The following is an 18,810-nucleotide window of genomic DNA, read 5'->3' as shown; positions in this document are numbered from 1 at the left end:
ACTTTAATACCAATTAGTATAAAGATTTGGTCGCTCAGCGAGAATTTAGCGGCTCTGAGACAAAGCAATGAGTAAAGCCCCTCAAGTAAGGTAAACCAGCCTAAAAGCTGGCTTACCTTTTCCTTAGTCTATTGTACGCTCAGTTTTCTTCTTACTAATAGTGGTACAGCTAGCAACAGTAAAAATACTCCTATCGCACCACCTTTGTTAGAGGCTGGTTTTTCGGGCTCAATTTCAGCCCCTGTATTTTCATCAATGCCATCACTCAATACCGTCAGCATAAAACTCTGACTCGCTGCATCACTTGGATTATCAATATCAGCAACTGTAATAGTGACCAGTGTTTCTCCGTCAAAGTCCTTTACCGGCGACAATGTCAATATTGCACCAGCTTCATGACCATTAACGGTAAACTCAACATTTTCGCCAGTAGCCGTGATCTTATTCGCTGTATTTTTCTCATCAACAAATAAAATTTGGATGTCGATAGAACCATCTTCGTCAACTATCATGTCATCAAAAGCACCTAAGGTTATATTACTGCTTACCTCTAATGCATGAGACATCTCAATATCAGCCATTCCTTCAACTTTCGAGATTGCATTGACGGTCAAATCTTGTCCAGCCGTTGCAGCGCCTAATTGAATCCAAGCTGTTACTTCAAATTGAGAAGACTCCGGGCCAACATAGTCATAGCAAACCACAAGATCTTCCGTTAATTGAGTGTCTAGATTTTCAAAGGCGTACTCTGTACCTAAGTAGCCTCCGATTAACGGGCCATAGGTAGAGTTAGGCCCTTTAAAGCCTTTTAAGCCCACGACTCCTCTTCCATCCCTCGTGCCCCAATCGATATCTTTATAGGCCATAAACAGTTCATACTCACCTTGAACAAAGCTAGTATTTACATTAAATATCACTTGGTAATCGATATTATTATCTAATGGCTCAAAACTACGAGACGCCATTGAATATTGGTAGTCTTTCGCATTGCCAAAATCAATAATACCAACACCACTTGCTGTAGAAGCAAGTGATACACCTGTGTCATGGTTTAAGCCCACTGAAAATACTGAACTACGATCTGCACCATCGTAACTCCAGCCACGCCATATCGGTGCAATAATGCTATGAGGGAAACCTTCAAATGGTAAACGATAATATTGAGGGAAAAAGGTACCTCCCCCCTGCAAATCGATCCAACCATTACCGTGAATACTGAGTAAACTCTGATTCAAACCACTGGTTTCATTATTATTGTATAGCTGGTAATTACTATAATTACCGTTAAACATGACACTCGTTGGGATCACTGTCCCTTTACGATAAGTGACATTCCCTCGCTCATCAAAGCCACTAAACAAAGGGGAAATACCAAACTCTTTAAGTGAAATGTATCCGCCGGGATTAGCGTTACCAACATCTGGAGTTCGACACATTAGATCGTCAACATTGGTCGTAATATTATAATCTGGAGCAGTCATTGAGGTATCAGGCTGAACACCTGAGATCATCAGTTTATCCCCCTCAACGACTATACTTTCCACATTGTCACTCGATGCAAAAATATTTTCATCGGATAATTTAATCGACTCAGGGAAAGTTGCTTCGATTACAAACTCACGGTCCGCACCTGAGTTATTAGCCAAAACCTGGAATGTATACGGAATAATATCGCCACTCTTGGCAGCGGTTTGCGGCACATCAAGACTAACCTTATCTTCTCCGCGCTCAATTCTTAGAGGAATATGACCAATATTACCTTGGTTTACGGCAGAGCTTCCGATATCCAGCATGCTATAGAAAATATCACCTTTTTCCATAGGCAACTCCCAAGCGAAATCAACATCAATAGGCGTAACACCGTCACTACTCGGAATATTAACTGAAATGCCAGTATCAACGTCGTTTAATACCACACCATAACTTGCAGCAAAAGTCTCTTCTGTACCTGTAGCCTTGGCATTATAACTATCATAAAAAATTGCCCAGTATTTCCCAGGTTCAGGATCGGTAAAGTCACAATAGTTATTTAATGCTATATGGTTTGAAACACATAAAATTTCCTCATAAGGATCTGCTACACCATTACCGTTATAGTCTTTACCGACATAAAGGCTTGTATTACCGGCATCAAAGGTTCCCTCAAACTCAGAAGCGATCAGGCCTTCACTATGCATAATAAAGCGCTTGGCATTTTCAGGAACATCTACCCAAATAACGTGAGTGGCTTCATCTAAAATATCGGAATCTGCATCTTCCCCTTTTCCACTTTTCTTCCAAGGAAAAACTCGATCATCATCTCGAATCACTGTAAATGTTTCATAATTAGCTTTAACTGCAGTATAAGTTGTGCCGATCGGCGCTTCCGCTTCGGGCATCACCATCTGTTGTAACCTATAGGAATCCCTATTTTCATGGGCAACTATATTTAAGTTTCGTGGTAAATCCCCATTATCATTTTGAAAAACAATCGGCCAATGAGCCAATGGGATATCTTGGTCATCCGCTTCGAACAAGATATTAGCGTGAAACTCTGCCTCTCCATTACTGAAAATATCTTTAGTCTCATCAACCGATGCTTTCACAACTATGGTTTGAGTCTCACCCGCTTTTAACGTAAATTCGCTTGGGATAACCTCAATATTAATGCCACCATTTTGCTCTAACTGACCGTTCATGTCGTAAGACCAAACCTTTGCTTTAGTACTTGAAGCAGACCATGTCGCATCCTTAGTCGCCTTAATAGTACGGATCCATTGACACTGAGGCTTACACTCAAAATCAACTAAATTTGGCATATTCAACTTATGGGGAACACCTCCATTATTGGGATCTGCCGCCATGAAGTTTTCGACGTTCTCATCCATAACAAAGCCTGCTTTTAACGCTTTAGCGACATTAATACGTCCACTACCAGCACGATAAACCTCTGCCAAGCCCTCCTTATCTGTTGGGTTATTGAGACGATGATACTTAACAACGTTATCAGCAGTCATAGATAAAGCAGACTGCACCTCAGTAGCACTCCACTCTGGGTGCCCCTGCCTCAGCAAAGCCAATGCTCCTGCGACGTGAGGCGATGCCATTGATGTACCACTCATCAAAATAAAGTCAGCAGCAAAAGGAGATGATGTGAAAGGCTTTTCATCTGAATAAGCCGCATAGATATCTACACCGGGTGCAGCCATTGCTGGCGCTAAAACCTCACGATTAGAAAATGAAGGTCCTCTTGAAGAGAAATCAGCAAGCCAATCAGCATCTTCTTCATTCAGATTCCTTTCTACTACGGTCGATTTTATCGTAATCATATGACCTAGCTCTGACGCTGAATCTATCCAATCAGCAAGACCATCTGTATTATTCGGATCATTCGCTCCAAAGTAACTGCCATTCCATTGCTCATTGGTGAAATGAACACTAGGTAACTCATATTGAGTTACTGGTGTATTTTGAGACTGCACTCGATTAAACATAACAAAACCATCGGCGCCGCCTGCTTTGATATTTGCCACTTTCGCGGTTCGAGCATTGGCTTCAGGATCATCTGGTGCATGGCGCTGACACACAACAAATACATTAGTGTCTCCATTTTCAGCTCCTGGAATTGGCGTGCCATCTTTGAAAAAATCAAAGCTACCTGCTGGGTAAGGCGTCTCACAGTAACCGTTATAATCTTTGTTGCCATTTTCATCGGCATAGTCTTTTGCCCAAACAACAACTCCGGTTATTTCAGCAATATTCATCGAACCACCACTAACACCGGAATCAATCCAGCTTGGCTGTTCAGAACCCAACGCAGGGTCTATAAAACCGGCATACTCAACTTTTGTATCAATCGCAACTTCACGGCTATGGGTCGTTGCTGCAACCTGTGCTAACCATGGCGAAGCGTTATCCAGATACCCAAAGCATTCTGAGGCTCCACAAACCTTAGTTCCATCGTTACCTGCTGCCGCAGCTACATTTATTCCAGCTTCTCTAGCAGAAAGAAATGCCAGCTGTACCGGATCTCCCCAAACATTTGAGTCAGCACCACCAATAGAAAAGTTAATCACATCAACACCATCAGTGATGGCATCTTCAATTCCCGCTACTAGTGCTTCACCGGGGCAACCTGTAAACCCTTGATCATTATCAGCATTACAAACTTGATATGAAATTATGTTGGAGTGGGGCGCAACGCCAGATAAAAGCGGAAATAGGTCATTCTTTACAATTTCACCATCTGAATTTTCTCCTGCAGCAGGCACCACAAAGGGGACATTATGTAATACATTTCCTGCAGCTGTTGAAGCGACATGGGAGCCATGACCATTATAGTCCTCTCCTATCTCCGGCCAACCTGGGCGCATAATCGCAAAATTTTCAGTGATATCAGGATATGAACGAATACCTATTAACTTATCGTTACAGGTGACCAAGTCTCGTTCTTCAACACAATCTCCTACATACACTCCACTGCCAAATGGGTTTTCATGATCATAGCCATCATCTCCAATATCAGAAAATGATCGGTGATCACTATTAATTCCTGTATCTATAATTCCGACAATCTGGCCTTCGCCTTTATATCCAACGCCTGAGTCAGAAGCAGCACCATTCCAAACTTTATCTGCATCAATTTGTTGAGGCCCTTGATCAGATAACAGCTTGTATTCCTTTAATCGCATAACTTGTGCAACAGAAGCCAAACCCGCGATTGTTTGTGCTTCATCTTGCGTTAATGAAATAGAAAAACCATTAAGCGCACGGGTAAACTGTTTGCGAGCCTGACCTTTAACACCTAAACTCGATATTTCGTTAATCACTGCACGCTGCGTCAGTTTCAACGCTTCTTCATAACGAGTAATCTCATTAACACTTGCTCGGCCATTTACGAACAATTTATTACTGTTTTTAGATGTCAAAGCATGCGCAATAATAGAATTCTTATTATTCGCAACCACTGTGACAGGTTGCTCCATTAGCCGAACCAAATAAATATGCTCACCGACTAAATCATCTTCAGCATTAAACTTATTTGCCTGAGGATTAATTTGGACATTTAACCCATCATTTTGAAGCATGCTTTTAATTTCAAGCAGCTCATTATTGTATTTATGGATCTCTTCAGTTGTCACTTTCAACGGTTGTAGCTGATGACTAACTGATTTGTGATTAACGGCTGCTTGAACTAAGCCTGCACTATAAAGTGCTGCGGCAACAGCAGTGACTATGACTTTCACCTTCATGAAAACCTCCATTATATTGTTATTATGTTTAATGGCTGCTACCAACTGAATAGATATTCACCATCGGGGTAACATATAATCATTTCCATAAAGACAAGATGCAGTGGTTTTATGTAGCATTTTGTACGTTTGTTATTTTTTATAACAAATATCACGTTTTAACTGATAGAGTGAATATATCCAGTCAGACATCTATAACTAAAGCAATAATGACAATCAAAACGTTAATTATAATATTGATTATTATAATCTTATCTACAAAAATACAGGCTGACGAACTAGATCAAGTTCATTCGGGCGACTGGCAATTCTCGGTTGCAGTCGGTTATGGGATATTAGAAAACCCTCGGGTAAAAGTTGACAACGTAACAACTTATGTACTTCCAACATGGTATTACTATGGTGAGAATTTTTATGTAGAAAACTTTACGTTAGGTTATAGCTTATATGAGCAAAACTCTTTTGTATTAGACATACAGAGCCAACTCAATGATGACGGATTATTCTTTGAGCTCGATGGCATAGAAAAGCTCTTTTTATCTGATGTACTTGGCTATACCAGTATAAAGCAGCCTATTAGACCGGGAAAGAAAATAGACTATAAATCCATTGAACGCTCAATTTCCTACCTCGCAGGCATATCAGCAACTTGGTATAACCCTATTGCTGATTTAACAGCAGGTTATTTTCATGATTTAACCAATGTACATAATGGGAATGAGTTACAACTTAATCTAAGAAAAAAGTTCATTTTAAACTCTTTTGCTTTTGGACTTGAATTGGGGGCAACAAGAAAAAGCGCTAACTTGATTAGCTATTATTACTCATTAACAAAAGAAGAACTTGCAGGTAATTTCTCCCCCTACCCCCCTGAGGCTGCAACCAACTTACACATAAAAGCAGTTTTTAACCTGCCTATTAGTAATTCATTAATGCTAGTTGCTTCACTTAAGCAAACCTATCTTGACGATACCATTCAGCAAAGCTTCTTAATCAATAAGCCAACATACTTTGCAGGCTTTGTCGGGCTCAATTATGCCTTTTAGCATTATTGTTTCAAGAAAGGTGATAGGTATATTTAAGACTGCGTTAATAGTAAAGTCTCTTTTAATTATTGGAACTTCTTGCTCTTTCGCGCAAGACACACAACATAATAAGTTCCAAACATCAAAGGTTAGTAATCAGTTAAGCCTTCATCCGTTAACTTGTGCGGTTATGAAAAAAGACATTTTTTGCAAAACAGAGTTACAGATCGAGTTTATTAGTAGTCACCCACAAAATATCTGTGTCTGGTTAAGTAACTCATCAACGCCCAAAAAATGTTACCTAAAAACTCATAAATTTAAGCTTAGCTTCCCTATAAAAATGAAAAGTGACGTAATTGTTTTTATTAAAGATATGCATGGAAAGATCATCGCCAGTTCAGAATTAAAATTTGCCATATTTCAACCAGCAAAAGTACGAAAAAGACGTGGGCTAAACTGGGATATTTTCTAATGACGATAAAAATACTGCTTATTGAAGATGATTTACCGCTCGCAAATCTCATCATTACCTATCTAGAGCTACATGAGATGAGCGTTATTCATTATGAATCAGCTGAACTTGCGCTTTCTTTAAAAACAAAATCCAACATAGAGTTAATTATTTGCGATATCATGTTGCCCGGCTTAGATGGTTTTAGTGTCGCCCCCGAGCTATCCAATCAATTTGAATGCCCGCTGATATTTTTAACTGCATTAGATACCCATGAGGATCAAATTAAAGGTTTAGAAATAGGCGCAAGTGATTACATTGTAAAGCCCGTTGTTCCCCCACTACTTCTAGCCAGAATAAAGGCAAACCTGCGCAAACATCACCACTTGGGTACGCCAACTCAACTTAACTTATCTGATTTAAAGTTAGATCTATCTACTCAACAGGTGTATTTAGCAAATACAGCATTAGAGTTTACGACACAAGAGTTTCAGCTTTTATGGATCTTTGCTCAACAAGCGGGAAGTATCATTTCAAGAGAGTATCTTTTTGAACAACTGGTAAATAGAGAATACAACGGATTAGACCGCGCTGTGGATTTAAAGGTTTGCCGCTTAAGAAAAAAATTAGATGATCTTTCAATACCCGGTTTAATGATAAAAACCGTACATGGTAAAGGTTATTTATTTCACTATCAGCCCCACACTCATTTAGATAAACCTCTATGAAATATCAATTCTTAAGGCTTTACCTGTTACTCATATTATCAGCCACAATCGTTATCTGGTCTTTCAACGAACTCTATGAATTTTTGCAGCTTGATACTCCTAGCTATCAAATTAATGTTGAGAATATTATTGAACGTGCAGAGCAAGGGCGAGATGCTCCTACAACCACAACGATCAAAGCTTCAGCTTTATCATTACCGCAGCCTTTAAAAGGACGATTACTTTCCGGTGAAGTGATTGCGCTATCCCTAACAGATAACAGCCGATACTACTATCGATTAAACCCAAAATCAGGTGATATAACATCGTTTGGTCCCGTCAATCCTGATGACAGACATGAGCAATCAACTTCATTTATTATCCCCCTCCTTTACGGATCTCTTGCCTTGGTTGTCCTATTGCTTATCAAACCAATATTTAGAGATTTATCTCAGCTACAAACTTCAGCTCTAAGTTTTGGATCCAATCCTAGAAAAATGGAAAATACCATCTCAAGTCATTCAGCTATATATCCATTAGCGAGTGTTTTTCATCGTGTTACCGCCCAGATTGTCGACTTTTTACGAGTCCATAAAGAATTATCCAATACGATTTCCCATGAAGTACGCACTCCACTAGCTAGAATGAGATTTGTTATTGAAATAATTAAAAATGATATCCCTGATATCTACAAAGATAGACTGAATGCCGACATAGATGAAATCGAACAGTTAGCTAGAAACTACCTCTCTTTTGCAAGACTTGAACACAAAGAGCAGCAACTAAATAAAACCAGACTTAACCCAGAAGTATTAACTCAAGAGCTAGCGGAAAAGTTTGATCTTTACCAACACAAAGTCGCCATAACCTTTCAGAGTAGTGGAGCTAAAGCCTCTATGGATGAAGCCCTCATTAGCATTGCAAGCCAAAACCTCATCATGAACGCACTTAGATTTGCTAAGAAACGAATTATCTTCGACTTCAGTTGCACTGAGGATTGTTGCACGATTACTGTTGAAGATGATGGCCCAGGTTTTGGTAATAAAGGTGAAGAACTGTTTTTAGCCTTTGCTAGAGATCAAAAGCAAAGTAATAACTCAGGCTATGGGCTTGGCTTGTATATCGTAAGGAAAGTTGCAATATGGCACCAAGGGACACTTCATTTAGAGCGTTCAAAAACACTAAAGGGAGCATCACTAAGTATCAGTTGGCAAAATAACTTAGAGGATTAACCTAAGAATAACTTATCAAAATCCGCTAAGCTTTGCCGCTCACCTATCGTCTGCTCAAGCCAGTCTAAGGCTTCTGTGGCTGTGGTTCTATAGGTTGTCAGCTTACCACCATACAAGCTCAACAAATTAGGATGACTCGCTTGGCTTTTTTGTAAGGTGTCTCTCGGCCTATCAAAAGCATTACCTGTCTGCTTCGGTAACACCCTAACGCCGCAAAAACTGTCCACCACTTTTGTCTTTAATGTGTCGACATCACCAAACTCACTAAAATAGTGCAGGTATATTCCAAGTAAGTAATCGATTTCAGCTGCGGTAATTTCTGGCTTGCCAACCAATTCTTCAAGTACGATTTCGGTGGTGCCTATTAAGGTTTGTTCGTTCCACGGCATCACAAAAATTACCCGCTGATCAAAACAGGATTCTAAATATAAGATGCCGTCATTAGCCGGAATATCTAACAGCAGGTGACTGCCTTGTACCCACTCAATGGCTTCAGCTGCAATTTGCGGTTGCACCTTATCTAGCACATCATTGACCCATGGACCTGCAGCGTTAACTACAGCAAGCGCTTCAACCTCTACCACTTCACTATTGGCATCATCAACTAACTGGTAATGCACTTTACAATGACCGTTTAAGTGCTCTATTGATGTGCATTTGGCATGTTCAATGACCTGCGCGCCAAGAGTTCGCGCGTTTTTTACTACCGCTTGTGTCAGCTGTTTATCGTCCGTTTGTGCATCCCAGTATTGATACAGTGCTTTTAATCCTTGTAATTTCAAGCCTTTAATTTTCGACCAATGCACTGAAGGTATCGACTTAAATTGCCCCAAGGCATCAAATTCACTTAATAAAGCGTACAAACTCAATCCGGCCCTAATCGTCCATGGACTACGACGGCTGTTTTCATAAACTGGAATATAAAATGGGATGGGGTTAACAAGCGATGGCGCAAGATTAAGCAGCGCTTTGCGCTCAGCAAGGGACTTTCTCACGAGTGGTAACTGCCCAGACTCTAGATAACGTAACCCTCCATGGATAAGCTTGCTGGAGTTGGCAGATGTCTGCCCTGCGATTGTGCCTTTCTCAAGCAAAAGCACACTGTAACCTGCAGCTGCTGCACATTGAGCTATTCCGGCGCCATTAATACCACCGCCTATAACAACAAGATCTACAGCTTCCATTCACACTCCTTACAGCGTCATTAATCACTTATAGCCTAATTGACTATGCAATTAGCTGAACCTAAAACAACCTCAACTAACTGTAACAGCTCAAGTTTAACTTGCTATCAATGACTAAATCTTTAGTCACAACGACACGATAGTCAAACCGTGATGTGTTTTTCAACCATCAAGCCAAGTCCTGTAGCTAATCTTACGTAGCACTTAAGATAAACGATCGATTTATCTCGCTCTGCAATCATTTATGCACTCAATAAGCTAGTGCCGCTAACTATTTACATGTAAAAATTTTATCGTTCCATCGTTGCTGTTTAAAAAGTCAACATTCTGTCATTTACAGGCTAACTTACTATGAATATTGATGATTATCAGCGCCTATATAATGACGCATTTAATAAAGGAACGCTGTAAGCAGCCCTAGTTAAGCTAATGAATATAAACAATATTGCAATTGTGTTACCAATAGCTTAACTTGCCCGTAATTTCTAGAATTCTGCAACGATAAAATGCAGACGCTTTTATAAAAAGATTTTGATGTTATCAAGGATGTATAAGATGAAATCTCTCGCAGCTTTTTTGCTGCTATTGTCAGCAAATGCAATGGCGCAATGCGATAACGCAAACCATGTGTTTGATATTCCTTATGCGAAAAATAGCTCTTATTTCGCCGGCCAATATGCCAAGCAACTCGACTCATTTAGCCAAACTTCGGCATCAGACCAAGGTTACTTGTTACTTGAGTTTAGGGTTGATCCCTCGCAACTTTCAACCGAGGCACAACAGTACAACAAATGGCTGGCAGAAAGACGTATTGATCGGGTAAAGAGTTACCTCAATAGAGCGGAATATCCCGCGCCAGTTATTACCCGTATACTCACAGCTAGCACTAATGTTGATCGCAGTGTATCTCTGACTTGGTGCCCAGACGAGGCAGAAGAAGTGACGATGCAAGTTGCCAGTAAAGATGAATAAGGCTAGCTAAGCAAGCCACATGCGCTACCGAGTTTTTAGCAAACAATTTAAAGTCTAACACCAGCCCAAGATTCACCGCTGGCTTTAGACTTTGAATTAGCAATACCTGAATAAAGAGTAAAGAGAACCTCAATTAAACTAAGCTGTGGACAAAATATAGCTTAGCTTTTAGCATGACTACAGTTTGACAACATATCTGACTTAGATATAAGTGCCCGCCCAAGTAGATCAGCAAACCCTTAATCAAAAAAACATAATCAAGTCATTATAAATATGGCAATAAGTTTAATTTTCTTGCCTAAAACTAGTACCAGTTAACAAAAGTAAAATATTCGGGATTTCATTAGCAAATATGAAACATCTCGTCATAAACTGCCACCGCATTAAAGTAAAATACTAGCAACCAACCTGTTTCCAAACTTGTCCTGGAGATCTTATGGCTAGATCCATATTGCTATTTATCACTCTCGTCTTTGCCTGTCTCTCAATGCCAAGCGTTGCTAATGCCAACACTGGTATTGATCAAAGTCTGTGGCATTACACAAACGCTCAAGGTGAGTTAAAAGTTAAATTATATTTCTTTTGGTCGAAAACCTGCCCTCACTGCGCAGAAGCTCACCCTTTCATTGATAGCTTGCCAGAGCGTTACCCTTGGATTGAAGTTGAAGATCATATGATCACCGATGCTGATACCATGGCTACTTGGCAAAAAATAGCTAAACAAACTGGCACTGAAGCACGTTCTGTTCCCTACTTTGCTAGTGGTGAAAAAGCGGTAGTTGGCTACAGCAGTCAAGCTGTTACAGGCGAGTTTTTAGTGCAGCGTTTAAAGTCATACTACGTTTCATTGGGAGGCAAACTTGCTCCAGAAACTGAAGGCGATTACACAGTTGCAGCGCCAGCAGCAGGCGGCTTATTTGCAACCTGTAGTGAAAGTGATAGCCAAGACGGTGGCGATGGTACTTGCGATTTAGGCTTAGATACCAGCAGCGAGTTAGCAAGCTCTGATGTGCAACCAGTTGAGCTGCCACTTGTAGGTGTAGTGCACCCTGAGCAAATGTCTCTGCCATTACTTACCGTGGTACTTGCTGGCGTCGATGCATTTAACCCTTGTGCATTCTTTGTATTGCTATTTTTATTATCGATTATGGTTAACGCAAAAAGCCGAGCACGCATGCTAATCGTCGGCGGGATCTTCGTATTTTTCTCCGGCTTTATCTACTTTATCTTTATGAGTGCATGGCTCAATATCTTCCAGCTACTAGGCGCTGGTAGTGATGGTGGCTGGATTATTCTTGGTGCGGGCATGTTGGCGTTAGTCGCAGGTGCTATAAATATTAAAGATTACTTCTTTACTAAAGGTGAAGTCACCTTGTCTATGTCAGCGGAGAACCGTACAGGCTTGATTAAGCGTATGGGTAAATTAACCAGCGCGAGTAGCATGACAGCGATGATTGCCGGCACAGTGGTATTATCGATTCTAGCCAATGCTTATGAGTTACTATGCACAGCTGGCTTCCCGATGATCTACACTAGCGTGCTATCTATGCATGATCTTGAAACGTTTGAGCGCTACATGTACCTAGTCATGTACAACGTGGTGTATGTTATCCCTCTGGCAGCGATTGTGATTGCTTTCAGTGTGTCACTAGGCAAGCGTAAACTGACTGAAAAAGAGGGGCAAACCCTTAAACTGATGTCTGGCATCATGATGATGGGCTTAGGTGGTATGTTAGCGCTAGATCCTACTGCACTGCAAAATGTGGCACTAGCAATAGGCCTGATCTTTAGCTCTATTATTCTCACAGTGATCATCACGTTAGTACGTAAAAGCCTAGAAAAGGTTAACGCGAAAAAGTCATAACCCAGCAAACTAAGGCCTTAGATAACACCTTAGCTAAGGCCTTATTTTTCTAGAATAAAAACCTATCGCCTAGGAAAGCACTTCCTCGAACCTTCTTTGCCTTTCCGTAAGCGCAGCGCTCCGTTAGTGATGCAGTCACGTTCCCTAGGCTGCAGGCCATCCGACTCTTGCCGTCTTAGTTTGTAACACCTTTGCCCTTTGCTTTTCCTAGAACCTGCTCTTCCTCGAGCCTAGGACCTTCTTTAAAAAGATACACTCTGTAACACAAACAAACTTAAGTCATTGAGCAGAACGCCGATAAATAAGTAACATTTCTAATAAGTAGAGTTGAATATGGCAGTAACAATATCGAGTGCTAACCTGCAGCCCAATATGAGTCATGGTGCGGTTGGAGTAAAAGTGGCACAACTTGCAAAAGATCAGCAAAAAATTGAAGGCGATATTGCGCTGCAATTAATTAATGCAGCAGTGCCAGAAGCGGCTCCGGCACCGGTTGGTAATTCCGGTCACAATATCAATACTACGGCTTAAATTACCTGCATGGCTGACCGCGGCTGGGTTTGTGATACATAGCAGTCGCGACCATTGGCTTTTGCTTGGTAAAGTAGCTCATCTACTCTAGCCAATAAAGCACTCGCCTGCTCCAGCTCTTGCCACTGCGCCACTCCCTGAGAAACAGTCACATATTTGCCAACAGCTGAGCTTGGATGGCTCAGTTTAGCTTCGCTCAACAGTAGCTTAACTTTAGCAGCCACACAGTTTGCACCGTCTAAATCAGTATCGGGCAAGACCATAACAAACTCTTCTCCGCCGTATCTTGCAACTAAATCTCGCGGCCGCTCTAGGGCTTGATTTAATATAGCGGCAACTTGAACTAAGTATTCATCACCCACTTGATGACCTAAGCTATCATTCAATGGCTTAAAGTAGTCAATGTCTAATAAGATAATACTCAAAGGCTGTTCATTACGATTAGCCGCTTTGCACTCTTGTAACAACACTTCATCAAAGTGACGTCGATTACTCACGTTAGTTAAACCATCAATCAGCGCTAAACGCTTAAACTGACTTAATAGTTTTTTCTTTTCGATATTGCGCACTATCGCTTTAAAGAACCAACCTGAAATGATTTTTTGCCCTGAGAGAATAATCACTAGAAAACACAAAAACTTAGTTAGCGGGTACACTATCGCTTCAGAAAACTGCAATGAGTGATACATAGCGCTAAAAGCCAAAAAGGGCAAAATCACCAAGATCATAATATTGCGGTTAGGAAACAGTGCTAAGGCAAACACTAGCACTAAAATATCAGCAAGCGATTCGACTCCCGGCATATTTTGCTCAGACAATAACGCCAGCGAAATCAGCACTAAACTCCACGAACTCACCAACAAGCCTAAATAGAAATAGGTTTGATGCACGGTAACTTTGAATAGACCCTTAGTTTTTGCGGTAAATATACCTAAAGCAACAATCAAAGTTAGCGGTATAAACTTGATAATCAGGATACTCGCATCGTAATACTCTTTATCAAAATAGTAAGTATTCACTAGCACAACAAACAGCAGAGCTAAGCTGACATAGCTCGCCCATAAAATACCGCGTTTTAAAATCGTGAAAGTCTCACGCTTTAATTGCGCTTGATATCGATGTGAGTTCAGTTGTCTTTCTCCATTAAACAATTCGCGCTCCCTGCTGTTTGACTGTAGCAGATTAAATAATCATCATCTAACAAAAAAGCCAGCGTTTGCTGGCTTTATACTAACGACTAATCACTTTATGCTGCAACATTGTCACTAGCTGTATCATCAACATTGTGGCGAATTAGGTAATCAAATGCACCTAAAGAGGCGGTTGCACCGCTACCCATGGCAATAATAATCTGCTTATAAGCTGAGTTAGTGACATCACCTGCAGCAAATACACCTGGTAATGAGGTTTCACCTTTAGCGTCAACAATAACCTCGCCGCGAGCTGTCATATCAATAGTATCTTTCAGCCACTCTGAATTTGGCACTAAACCTATTTGCACAAAGATCCCTGCAAGTTCTACATGATGATTTTCACCGGTTGCGCGATCAGTGTAGTTTAAGCCGTTAACTCGCTTACCATCACCAGTCACTTCCGTGGTCATCGCTTGAGTAATAATCTCAATATTGCCCATAGACTTAGCTTTACGTTGCAATACTTCATCTGCGCGCAATGATTTATCAAATTCAAGTACTGTCACGTGCTCAACGATATTAGCCAAATCGATTGCCGCTTCTATACCTGAGTTACCGCCGCCAATCACCGCTACACGCTTACCTTTAAACAGTGGACCATCACAATGTGGGCAGTATGCCACACCACTACCGCGGTACTCTTGCTCACCAGGAACATTCATTTCGCGCCAGCGTGCCCCTGTTGCTAAAAGCACTGTTTTACTACGCAGCATCGCACCGCTTTCAAGTTCAAGCTCAAACAACTCGCCGGATTTTAAGCTTAGTGCGCGTTGGTTATCCATAATATCTACGTCATATTCATGTACGTGTGCTTCAAGATTTGCCACCAACTTAGGGCCTTCTGTCGCTTTTACCGAGATAAAGTTCTCAATACCAACAGTTTCAGCAACTTGACCACCAAACTTGTCTGCAACAATACCTGTACGTAAACCTTTTCGTGCGGCGTAAATTGCTGCCGATGCACCCGCAGGGCCACCGCCTACAACCAATACATCAAAGGCCTCTTTTTGATTCAGTTGCTCAGCTTTTCTACCTGCAGCATTAACGTCTAGCTTGTTTAAGATCTCAACCGTGCTGATTGCGCCCATAGAGAACTGCTCACCGTTTAAATAAACAGATGGCACCGCCATAATATTGCGCTCATTTACTTCATCTTGGAATAAAGAGCCATCAATCATCACGTTAGTAATGTTAGGGTTAATCGCTGCCATCATGTTCAGCGCTTGCACAACCTCAGGGCAAGTCTGGCAACTTAGCGACACATAGGTTTCAAAGCGGTACTCACCTGGTAGCTGGCGGATTTGCTCGATAATATCGCTATCAAGTTTAATTGGATGACCACCGCTATGTAGTAGCGCAAGCACTAAAGACGTGAACTCATGTCCCATAGGCAGGCCAGCAAAAGTAATTTGTGAACCTAATGCTGGGTTAACGACTGTCATTGATGGCGTACGCTCACCTTGCTGCTCTGTTACAGAAATAAGCGCTGACAAACTATCAATATCTGCTGCCAGTGACTTAAGCTCTTGCGCTTTTTTGCTGTCATCTGCCGATACAAGCAGCTCAACTGGATGCTTGAGGTTTTGCAAATAAGTATTCAGTTGGTTCTTTACGTTTGCATCTAACATGATGACTCCTAAATAATCCGATTCAGTTGTTCAATACTTGTTCTAGAGGCAGCCGATATCGCAAGCAGCGCCTAGAAGTAACAAAAATAAAAAGTGATAAAAATAAAAAAGTATTGCTGTGGTTAGGGTTAACAGTAAAAGTTGTTCAGCCTCAACATCAGGGGGGAAGCAAGGCTGAACAAAATATTAAGGAGATGAAATCAGTTAATGGTTAAAGCTTGCGTTAGTAAGGGTGGGGCTTACTAACGCGACCATTAAATACCTTAATCTTTTACCCTTAAATCTTACCTACTAGGTCGATTGATGGTGCAAGAGTTTCTTCACCTGGCTGCCATGCTGCTGGGCAAACTTCACCGTCGTGAGTAGCTACATACTGAGCCGCTTGGATTTTGCGAACAAGTTCAGCTGCGCTGCGGCCGATACCTAGGTCATGTACTTCAGCGACTTTGATTTCACCTTCTGGGTTGATAACAAATGTACCGCGAAGTGCTAGACCGTCTTCTTCAATCATCACACCAAAGTTGCGTGTGATAGTACCTGTTGGGTCACCAATCATTGGGTACTTGATTTTACCGATTGTGTCAGAGCTTGCATGCCATGCTTTATGAGTGAAGTGAGTGTCAGTTGATACTGAGTAAACTTCAACGCCCATAGATTGTAACTTCTCGTAGTGGTCAGCCATGTCACCTAGTTCAGTAGGACATACAAAGGTAAAGTCTGCTGGGTAGAAGAAAACAACTGACCACTTACCTAGTAAATCTTGCTCAGTCACAGGGTGGAAATCACCGTTGTGGAATGCTGTTGCTGAAAATGGCTTAATTGTAGAGTTGATGATTGACTGATGCATGTAATGCTCCATTTTAATAATAAAAAATAAAAATACTTTTTCTTTAAATTCAACAAACTGAGATGAGTGATGATGAGTCTCTTAAAGCCAGTTCGTTTTCGATGTAAGCATAGTAGTCGAGAAAACCGATTTGTCATAACGAGTAAAAGCTATCATCCTAATCGATAATTCCGAATAAGATTAACAACTCAATGATATTAGGTAGTTAGCTGTGATTTGAACGAAAAAACAGTTGGACAATCTGCGCTTTTTAGGGGGAACTGTAGAAAAATCGATTAACAGTGTTAATCATGACCCACTAGCGCCTGATACGGCTAGTGGGATTGATTCAATCAAGCAGGTAAGGCTGTGCTAATCATGAACAATAAGCTTGAGCAACTAACCTTACTCCCATATATCAAACCGGGTCAACGAGCGGCCAAGTTGGAAGTCCAACTGCTGTGATAACGCTTGCGCTTTGCTCTTTAAGCCGCTAGCGCTGATCTCATGTTTAGCCTTACCAGCAAGCACCACCCAGTTGCCGCTACCGGTCAAACAAGCGCGCACCTCAGCAAAGTGCATATTGAGATACCCTAAAAGTTCACGATTTTGACTATGCTCCTTCCAACAATTCAGTACCAAGTAACCATCGGCTTTTATCAGAGCTGCACACTGGGCAATAAAGGTTTCAGATACCTGCGCGGCATCGACGCCATCGGCGCTGTATATATCAGTAAACACCACATCAACTCGTTTATGTTCTGCTGCCGCTAAAAAATGTTTGGCATCTTGGTGAACAACTTTAAGCTTTTTACTGAGTGGTAATTGAAAGTAGCGCTTTGCCAGTTCGATCACTTCAGCTCTTAGTTCTACAGCTGTAAGTTTGATCCCGGCATCGAAATGGCGCAGTGCGTGAATAAGACCACCGCCACCAAGTCCTAGTACAATTGCGCTTTTAGGTTGGCTATATAGCAGTACCAATAACATAGCTTGCACATAAGTGTGCTGCGGAATATGCGGCGTAGCCTTGAGTAATTTACTTTGCTCATCATTTTCACCAAAAGCTAAGATCCGCGTTTGTTTATCTTCTAAAACGATAAGTGGACCGTATTCATCTTGGGTTTGATGTAAAACTTGATAATCTGACATGCGCTCTCCAGTAATAGGCGCGCTATTATGCGGTCAATTTACCCATGAGTAAAATGCCTCGTTGTTAGCTGAGGGTAAAACGGCACAGCCAACAAATAACTCCAATTTCACCAAAAAACGATACAGTCAAACAAACTAATGAACACGGCTCACAGCTAACAAACAAACCCCAGCAAAACAACCACAATCACAACAAATTACCAACCCAGAATTGCGAGCTTGGTCGCATTTCATTTTTTACTGTTACATACAATCAGCGCCAATCTCAATTCACTCAAATATACCAATGAAAAAGACAATTTCAGCTATCGTGCTAACAGCAGTATTAAGCACTCAATTAACCGGCTGTATGGGCCAAATGGGTCTAAGCGCTATGGTAACTAAAGCTAACTTAAGCGCTGTTGATAACCGTTACGGCCGTGCTGGCCTATTTATGCTACTTAGCCCGATCTATGGCTTCGCTGCAACTGGCGATCTATTTATCGTTAACAGCATTGAATTCTGGACGGGTACTAACCCAATCACTGGTCGTTCACCTGCAGTTGTTGATATGCCAGTTGAAGCGATCTTCAAAGTAAACCAGCACATTGATGGTGATTTGACTACTGCTCCACTAAAAAACGTTAAGTTAACTAGCGCATCAATGGTTGCAACTGACGAAAACACTTTGGCTATGACTCTTGTGTATGAAGATGGCAGCCAACAAATCATGTCTGGTGTTAAAGATAACGACCACGTTAACTTCTACTTAGACAATGCGTTTATTGCACGTGTAAGCACTGCAGAGCTAGCTGCTTACCAACAAGGTTAATAACCA

The 18,810-nt window shown here is 41.2% G+C and carries 14 protein-coding genes; 8 read left to right on the top strand and 6 right to left on the bottom strand.

Annotated features, from left to right (window positions below; genetic code table 11):
• Positions 1 to 128: 128 nt before the first annotated feature.
• Positions 129 to 5,231 (bottom strand): S8 family serine peptidase, encoded by a 5,103-nt coding sequence (locus tag L884_RS23360; RefSeq protein ID WP_028765742.1) that lies wholly within the window; start codon positions 5,229 to 5,231, stop codon positions 129 to 131.
• 209 nt (positions 5,232 to 5,440) lie between these two features.
• Here L884_RS23360 and L884_RS0101040 point away from each other — a divergent pair, with 209 nt between their 5' ends.
• Genes L884_RS0101040 through L884_RS0101025 form a run of 4 tightly spaced genes read left to right on the top strand, consistent with a single transcriptional unit; the run spans position 5,441 to position 8,646 of the window.
• A complete protein-coding gene (locus L884_RS0101040; protein ID WP_028765741.1) occupies positions 5,441 to 6,277 on the top strand; it encodes a MipA/OmpV family protein in 837 nt (278 codons plus the stop codon).
• The gene (locus L884_RS0101035; RefSeq protein ID WP_028765740.1) at positions 6,267 to 6,728 is read left to right on the top strand and encodes a DUF3019 domain-containing protein; all 462 of its coding nucleotides are present in this window, start codon (positions 6,267 to 6,269) and stop codon (positions 6,726 to 6,728) included. The genes L884_RS0101040 and L884_RS0101035 overlap by 11 nt, the downstream gene beginning before the upstream one ends.
• Positions 6,728 to 7,435, top strand: a complete 708-nt coding sequence (locus L884_RS0101030) for a response regulator transcription factor (RefSeq protein WP_028765739.1) — start codon at positions 6,728 to 6,730, stop codon at positions 7,433 to 7,435. The genes L884_RS0101035 and L884_RS0101030 overlap by 1 nt, the downstream gene beginning before the upstream one ends.
• Entirely contained in the window at positions 7,432 to 8,646 is a 1,215-nt protein-coding gene (locus L884_RS0101025; RefSeq protein WP_028765738.1) for an ATP-binding protein, read from the top strand. The genes L884_RS0101030 and L884_RS0101025 overlap by 4 nt, the downstream gene beginning before the upstream one ends.
• On the opposite strand, the gene L884_RS0101020 is transcribed toward L884_RS0101025, so the two are convergent.
• Entirely contained in the window at positions 8,643 to 9,830 is a 1,188-nt protein-coding gene (locus tag L884_RS0101020) for a glycerol-3-phosphate dehydrogenase/oxidase (protein WP_028765737.1), read from the bottom strand. The genes L884_RS0101025 and L884_RS0101020 overlap by 4 nt on opposite strands.
• A 555-nt stretch (positions 9,831 to 10,385) precedes the next feature.
• On the opposite strand from L884_RS0101020, the gene L884_RS0101015 reads away from it, so the two are divergent.
• The 3 genes from L884_RS0101015 to L884_RS0101005 all read left to right on the top strand — a co-directional run bounded on the left by L884_RS0101015 (position 10,386) and on the right by L884_RS0101005 (position 13,197).
• Positions 10,386 to 10,802, top strand: a complete 417-nt coding sequence (locus L884_RS0101015) for a hypothetical protein (RefSeq protein WP_028765736.1) — start codon at positions 10,386 to 10,388, stop codon at positions 10,800 to 10,802.
• 436 nt (positions 10,803 to 11,238) lie between these two features.
• Complete coding sequence (locus L884_RS0101010; RefSeq protein WP_028765735.1) at positions 11,239 to 12,666, top strand: TlpA family protein disulfide reductase; 1,428 nt, start codon at positions 11,239 to 11,241, stop codon at positions 12,664 to 12,666.
• 333 nt (positions 12,667 to 12,999) lie between these two features.
• A complete protein-coding gene (locus L884_RS0101005) occupies positions 13,000 to 13,197 on the top strand; it encodes a hypothetical protein (protein ID WP_028765734.1) in 198 nt (65 codons plus the stop codon).
• On the opposite strand, the gene L884_RS21525 is transcribed toward L884_RS0101005, so the two are convergent.
• The 4 genes from L884_RS21525 to L884_RS0100985 form a co-directional block, all read right to left on the bottom strand.
• A complete protein-coding gene (locus L884_RS21525) occupies positions 13,194 to 14,348 on the bottom strand; it encodes a GGDEF domain-containing protein (RefSeq protein ID WP_051435480.1) in 1,155 nt (384 codons plus the stop codon). The genes L884_RS0101005 and L884_RS21525 overlap by 4 nt on opposite strands.
• Positions 14,349 to 14,443: 95 nt before the next feature.
• Positions 14,444 to 16,018 (bottom strand): alkyl hydroperoxide reductase subunit F, encoded by a 1,575-nt coding sequence (gene ahpF, locus L884_RS0100995; protein WP_028765733.1) that lies wholly within the window; start codon positions 16,016 to 16,018, stop codon positions 14,444 to 14,446.
• Positions 16,019 to 16,295: 277 nt separating this feature from the next.
• Positions 16,296 to 16,865 (bottom strand): alkyl hydroperoxide reductase subunit C, encoded by a 570-nt coding sequence (gene ahpC, locus L884_RS0100990; protein WP_028765732.1) that lies wholly within the window; start codon positions 16,863 to 16,865, stop codon positions 16,296 to 16,298.
• Positions 16,866 to 17,249: 384 nt separating this feature from the next.
• Complete coding sequence (locus L884_RS0100985; RefSeq protein ID WP_028765731.1) at positions 17,250 to 17,993, bottom strand: spermidine synthase; 744 nt, start codon at positions 17,991 to 17,993, stop codon at positions 17,250 to 17,252.
• A 286-nt stretch (positions 17,994 to 18,279) separates the two neighbouring features.
• Between L884_RS0100985 and L884_RS0100980 the strand changes: the two genes are divergently transcribed.
• Positions 18,280 to 18,804: a DUF3332 domain-containing protein gene (locus tag L884_RS0100980; protein ID WP_028765730.1), complete on the top strand. Its 525-nt coding sequence runs from the start codon at positions 18,280 to 18,282 to the stop codon at positions 18,802 to 18,804.
• Positions 18,805 to 18,810 lie beyond the last annotated feature (6 nt).

The organism is Shewanella fidelis ATCC BAA-318, assembly GCF_000518605.1.
GTDB lineage: Bacteria > Pseudomonadota > Gammaproteobacteria > Enterobacterales > Shewanellaceae > Shewanella > Shewanella fidelis.
Note: the sequence above shows the minus strand (reverse complement) of the source record. Positions and strands in the feature narration are given on the sequence as shown.

Excerpts from the sequence above, each read along its gene's own strand:
- L884_RS0101040 (WP_028765741.1), top strand. The coding sequence starts at position 5,441 with ATGACAATCAAAACGTTAATTATAATATTGATTATTATAATCTTATCT.
- ahpF (WP_028765733.1), bottom strand. The coding sequence starts at position 16,018 with ATGTTAGATGCAAACGTAAAGAACCAACTGAATACTTATTTGCAAAAC.
- L884_RS0100980 (WP_028765730.1), top strand. The coding sequence starts at position 18,280 with ATGAAAAAGACAATTTCAGCTATCGTGCTAACAGCAGTATTAAGCACT.
- L884_RS0101030 (WP_028765739.1), top strand. The coding sequence starts at position 6,728 with ATGACGATAAAAATACTGCTTATTGAAGATGATTTACCGCTCGCAAAT.
- L884_RS0101025 (WP_028765738.1), top strand. The coding sequence starts at position 7,432 with ATGAAATATCAATTCTTAAGGCTTTACCTGTTACTCATATTATCAGCC.
- L884_RS0101005 (WP_028765734.1), top strand. The coding sequence starts at position 13,000 with ATGGCAGTAACAATATCGAGTGCTAACCTGCAGCCCAATATGAGTCAT.
- L884_RS0101035 (WP_028765740.1), top strand. The coding sequence starts at position 6,267 with ATGCCTTTTAGCATTATTGTTTCAAGAAAGGTGATAGGTATATTTAAG.
- L884_RS0100985 (WP_028765731.1), bottom strand. The coding sequence starts at position 17,993 with ATGTCAGATTATCAAGTTTTACATCAAACCCAAGATGAATACGGTCCA.
- L884_RS0101020 (WP_028765737.1), bottom strand. The coding sequence starts at position 9,830 with ATGGAAGCTGTAGATCTTGTTGTTATAGGCGGTGGTATTAATGGCGCC.
- L884_RS0101015 (WP_028765736.1), top strand. The coding sequence starts at position 10,386 with ATGAAATCTCTCGCAGCTTTTTTGCTGCTATTGTCAGCAAATGCAATG.
- L884_RS0101010 (WP_028765735.1), top strand. The coding sequence starts at position 11,239 with ATGGCTAGATCCATATTGCTATTTATCACTCTCGTCTTTGCCTGTCTC.
- ahpC (WP_028765732.1), bottom strand. The coding sequence starts at position 16,865 with ATGCATCAGTCAATCATCAACTCTACAATTAAGCCATTTTCAGCAACA.
- L884_RS23360 (WP_028765742.1), bottom strand. The coding sequence starts at position 5,231 with ATGAAGGTGAAAGTCATAGTCACTGCTGTTGCCGCAGCACTTTATAGT.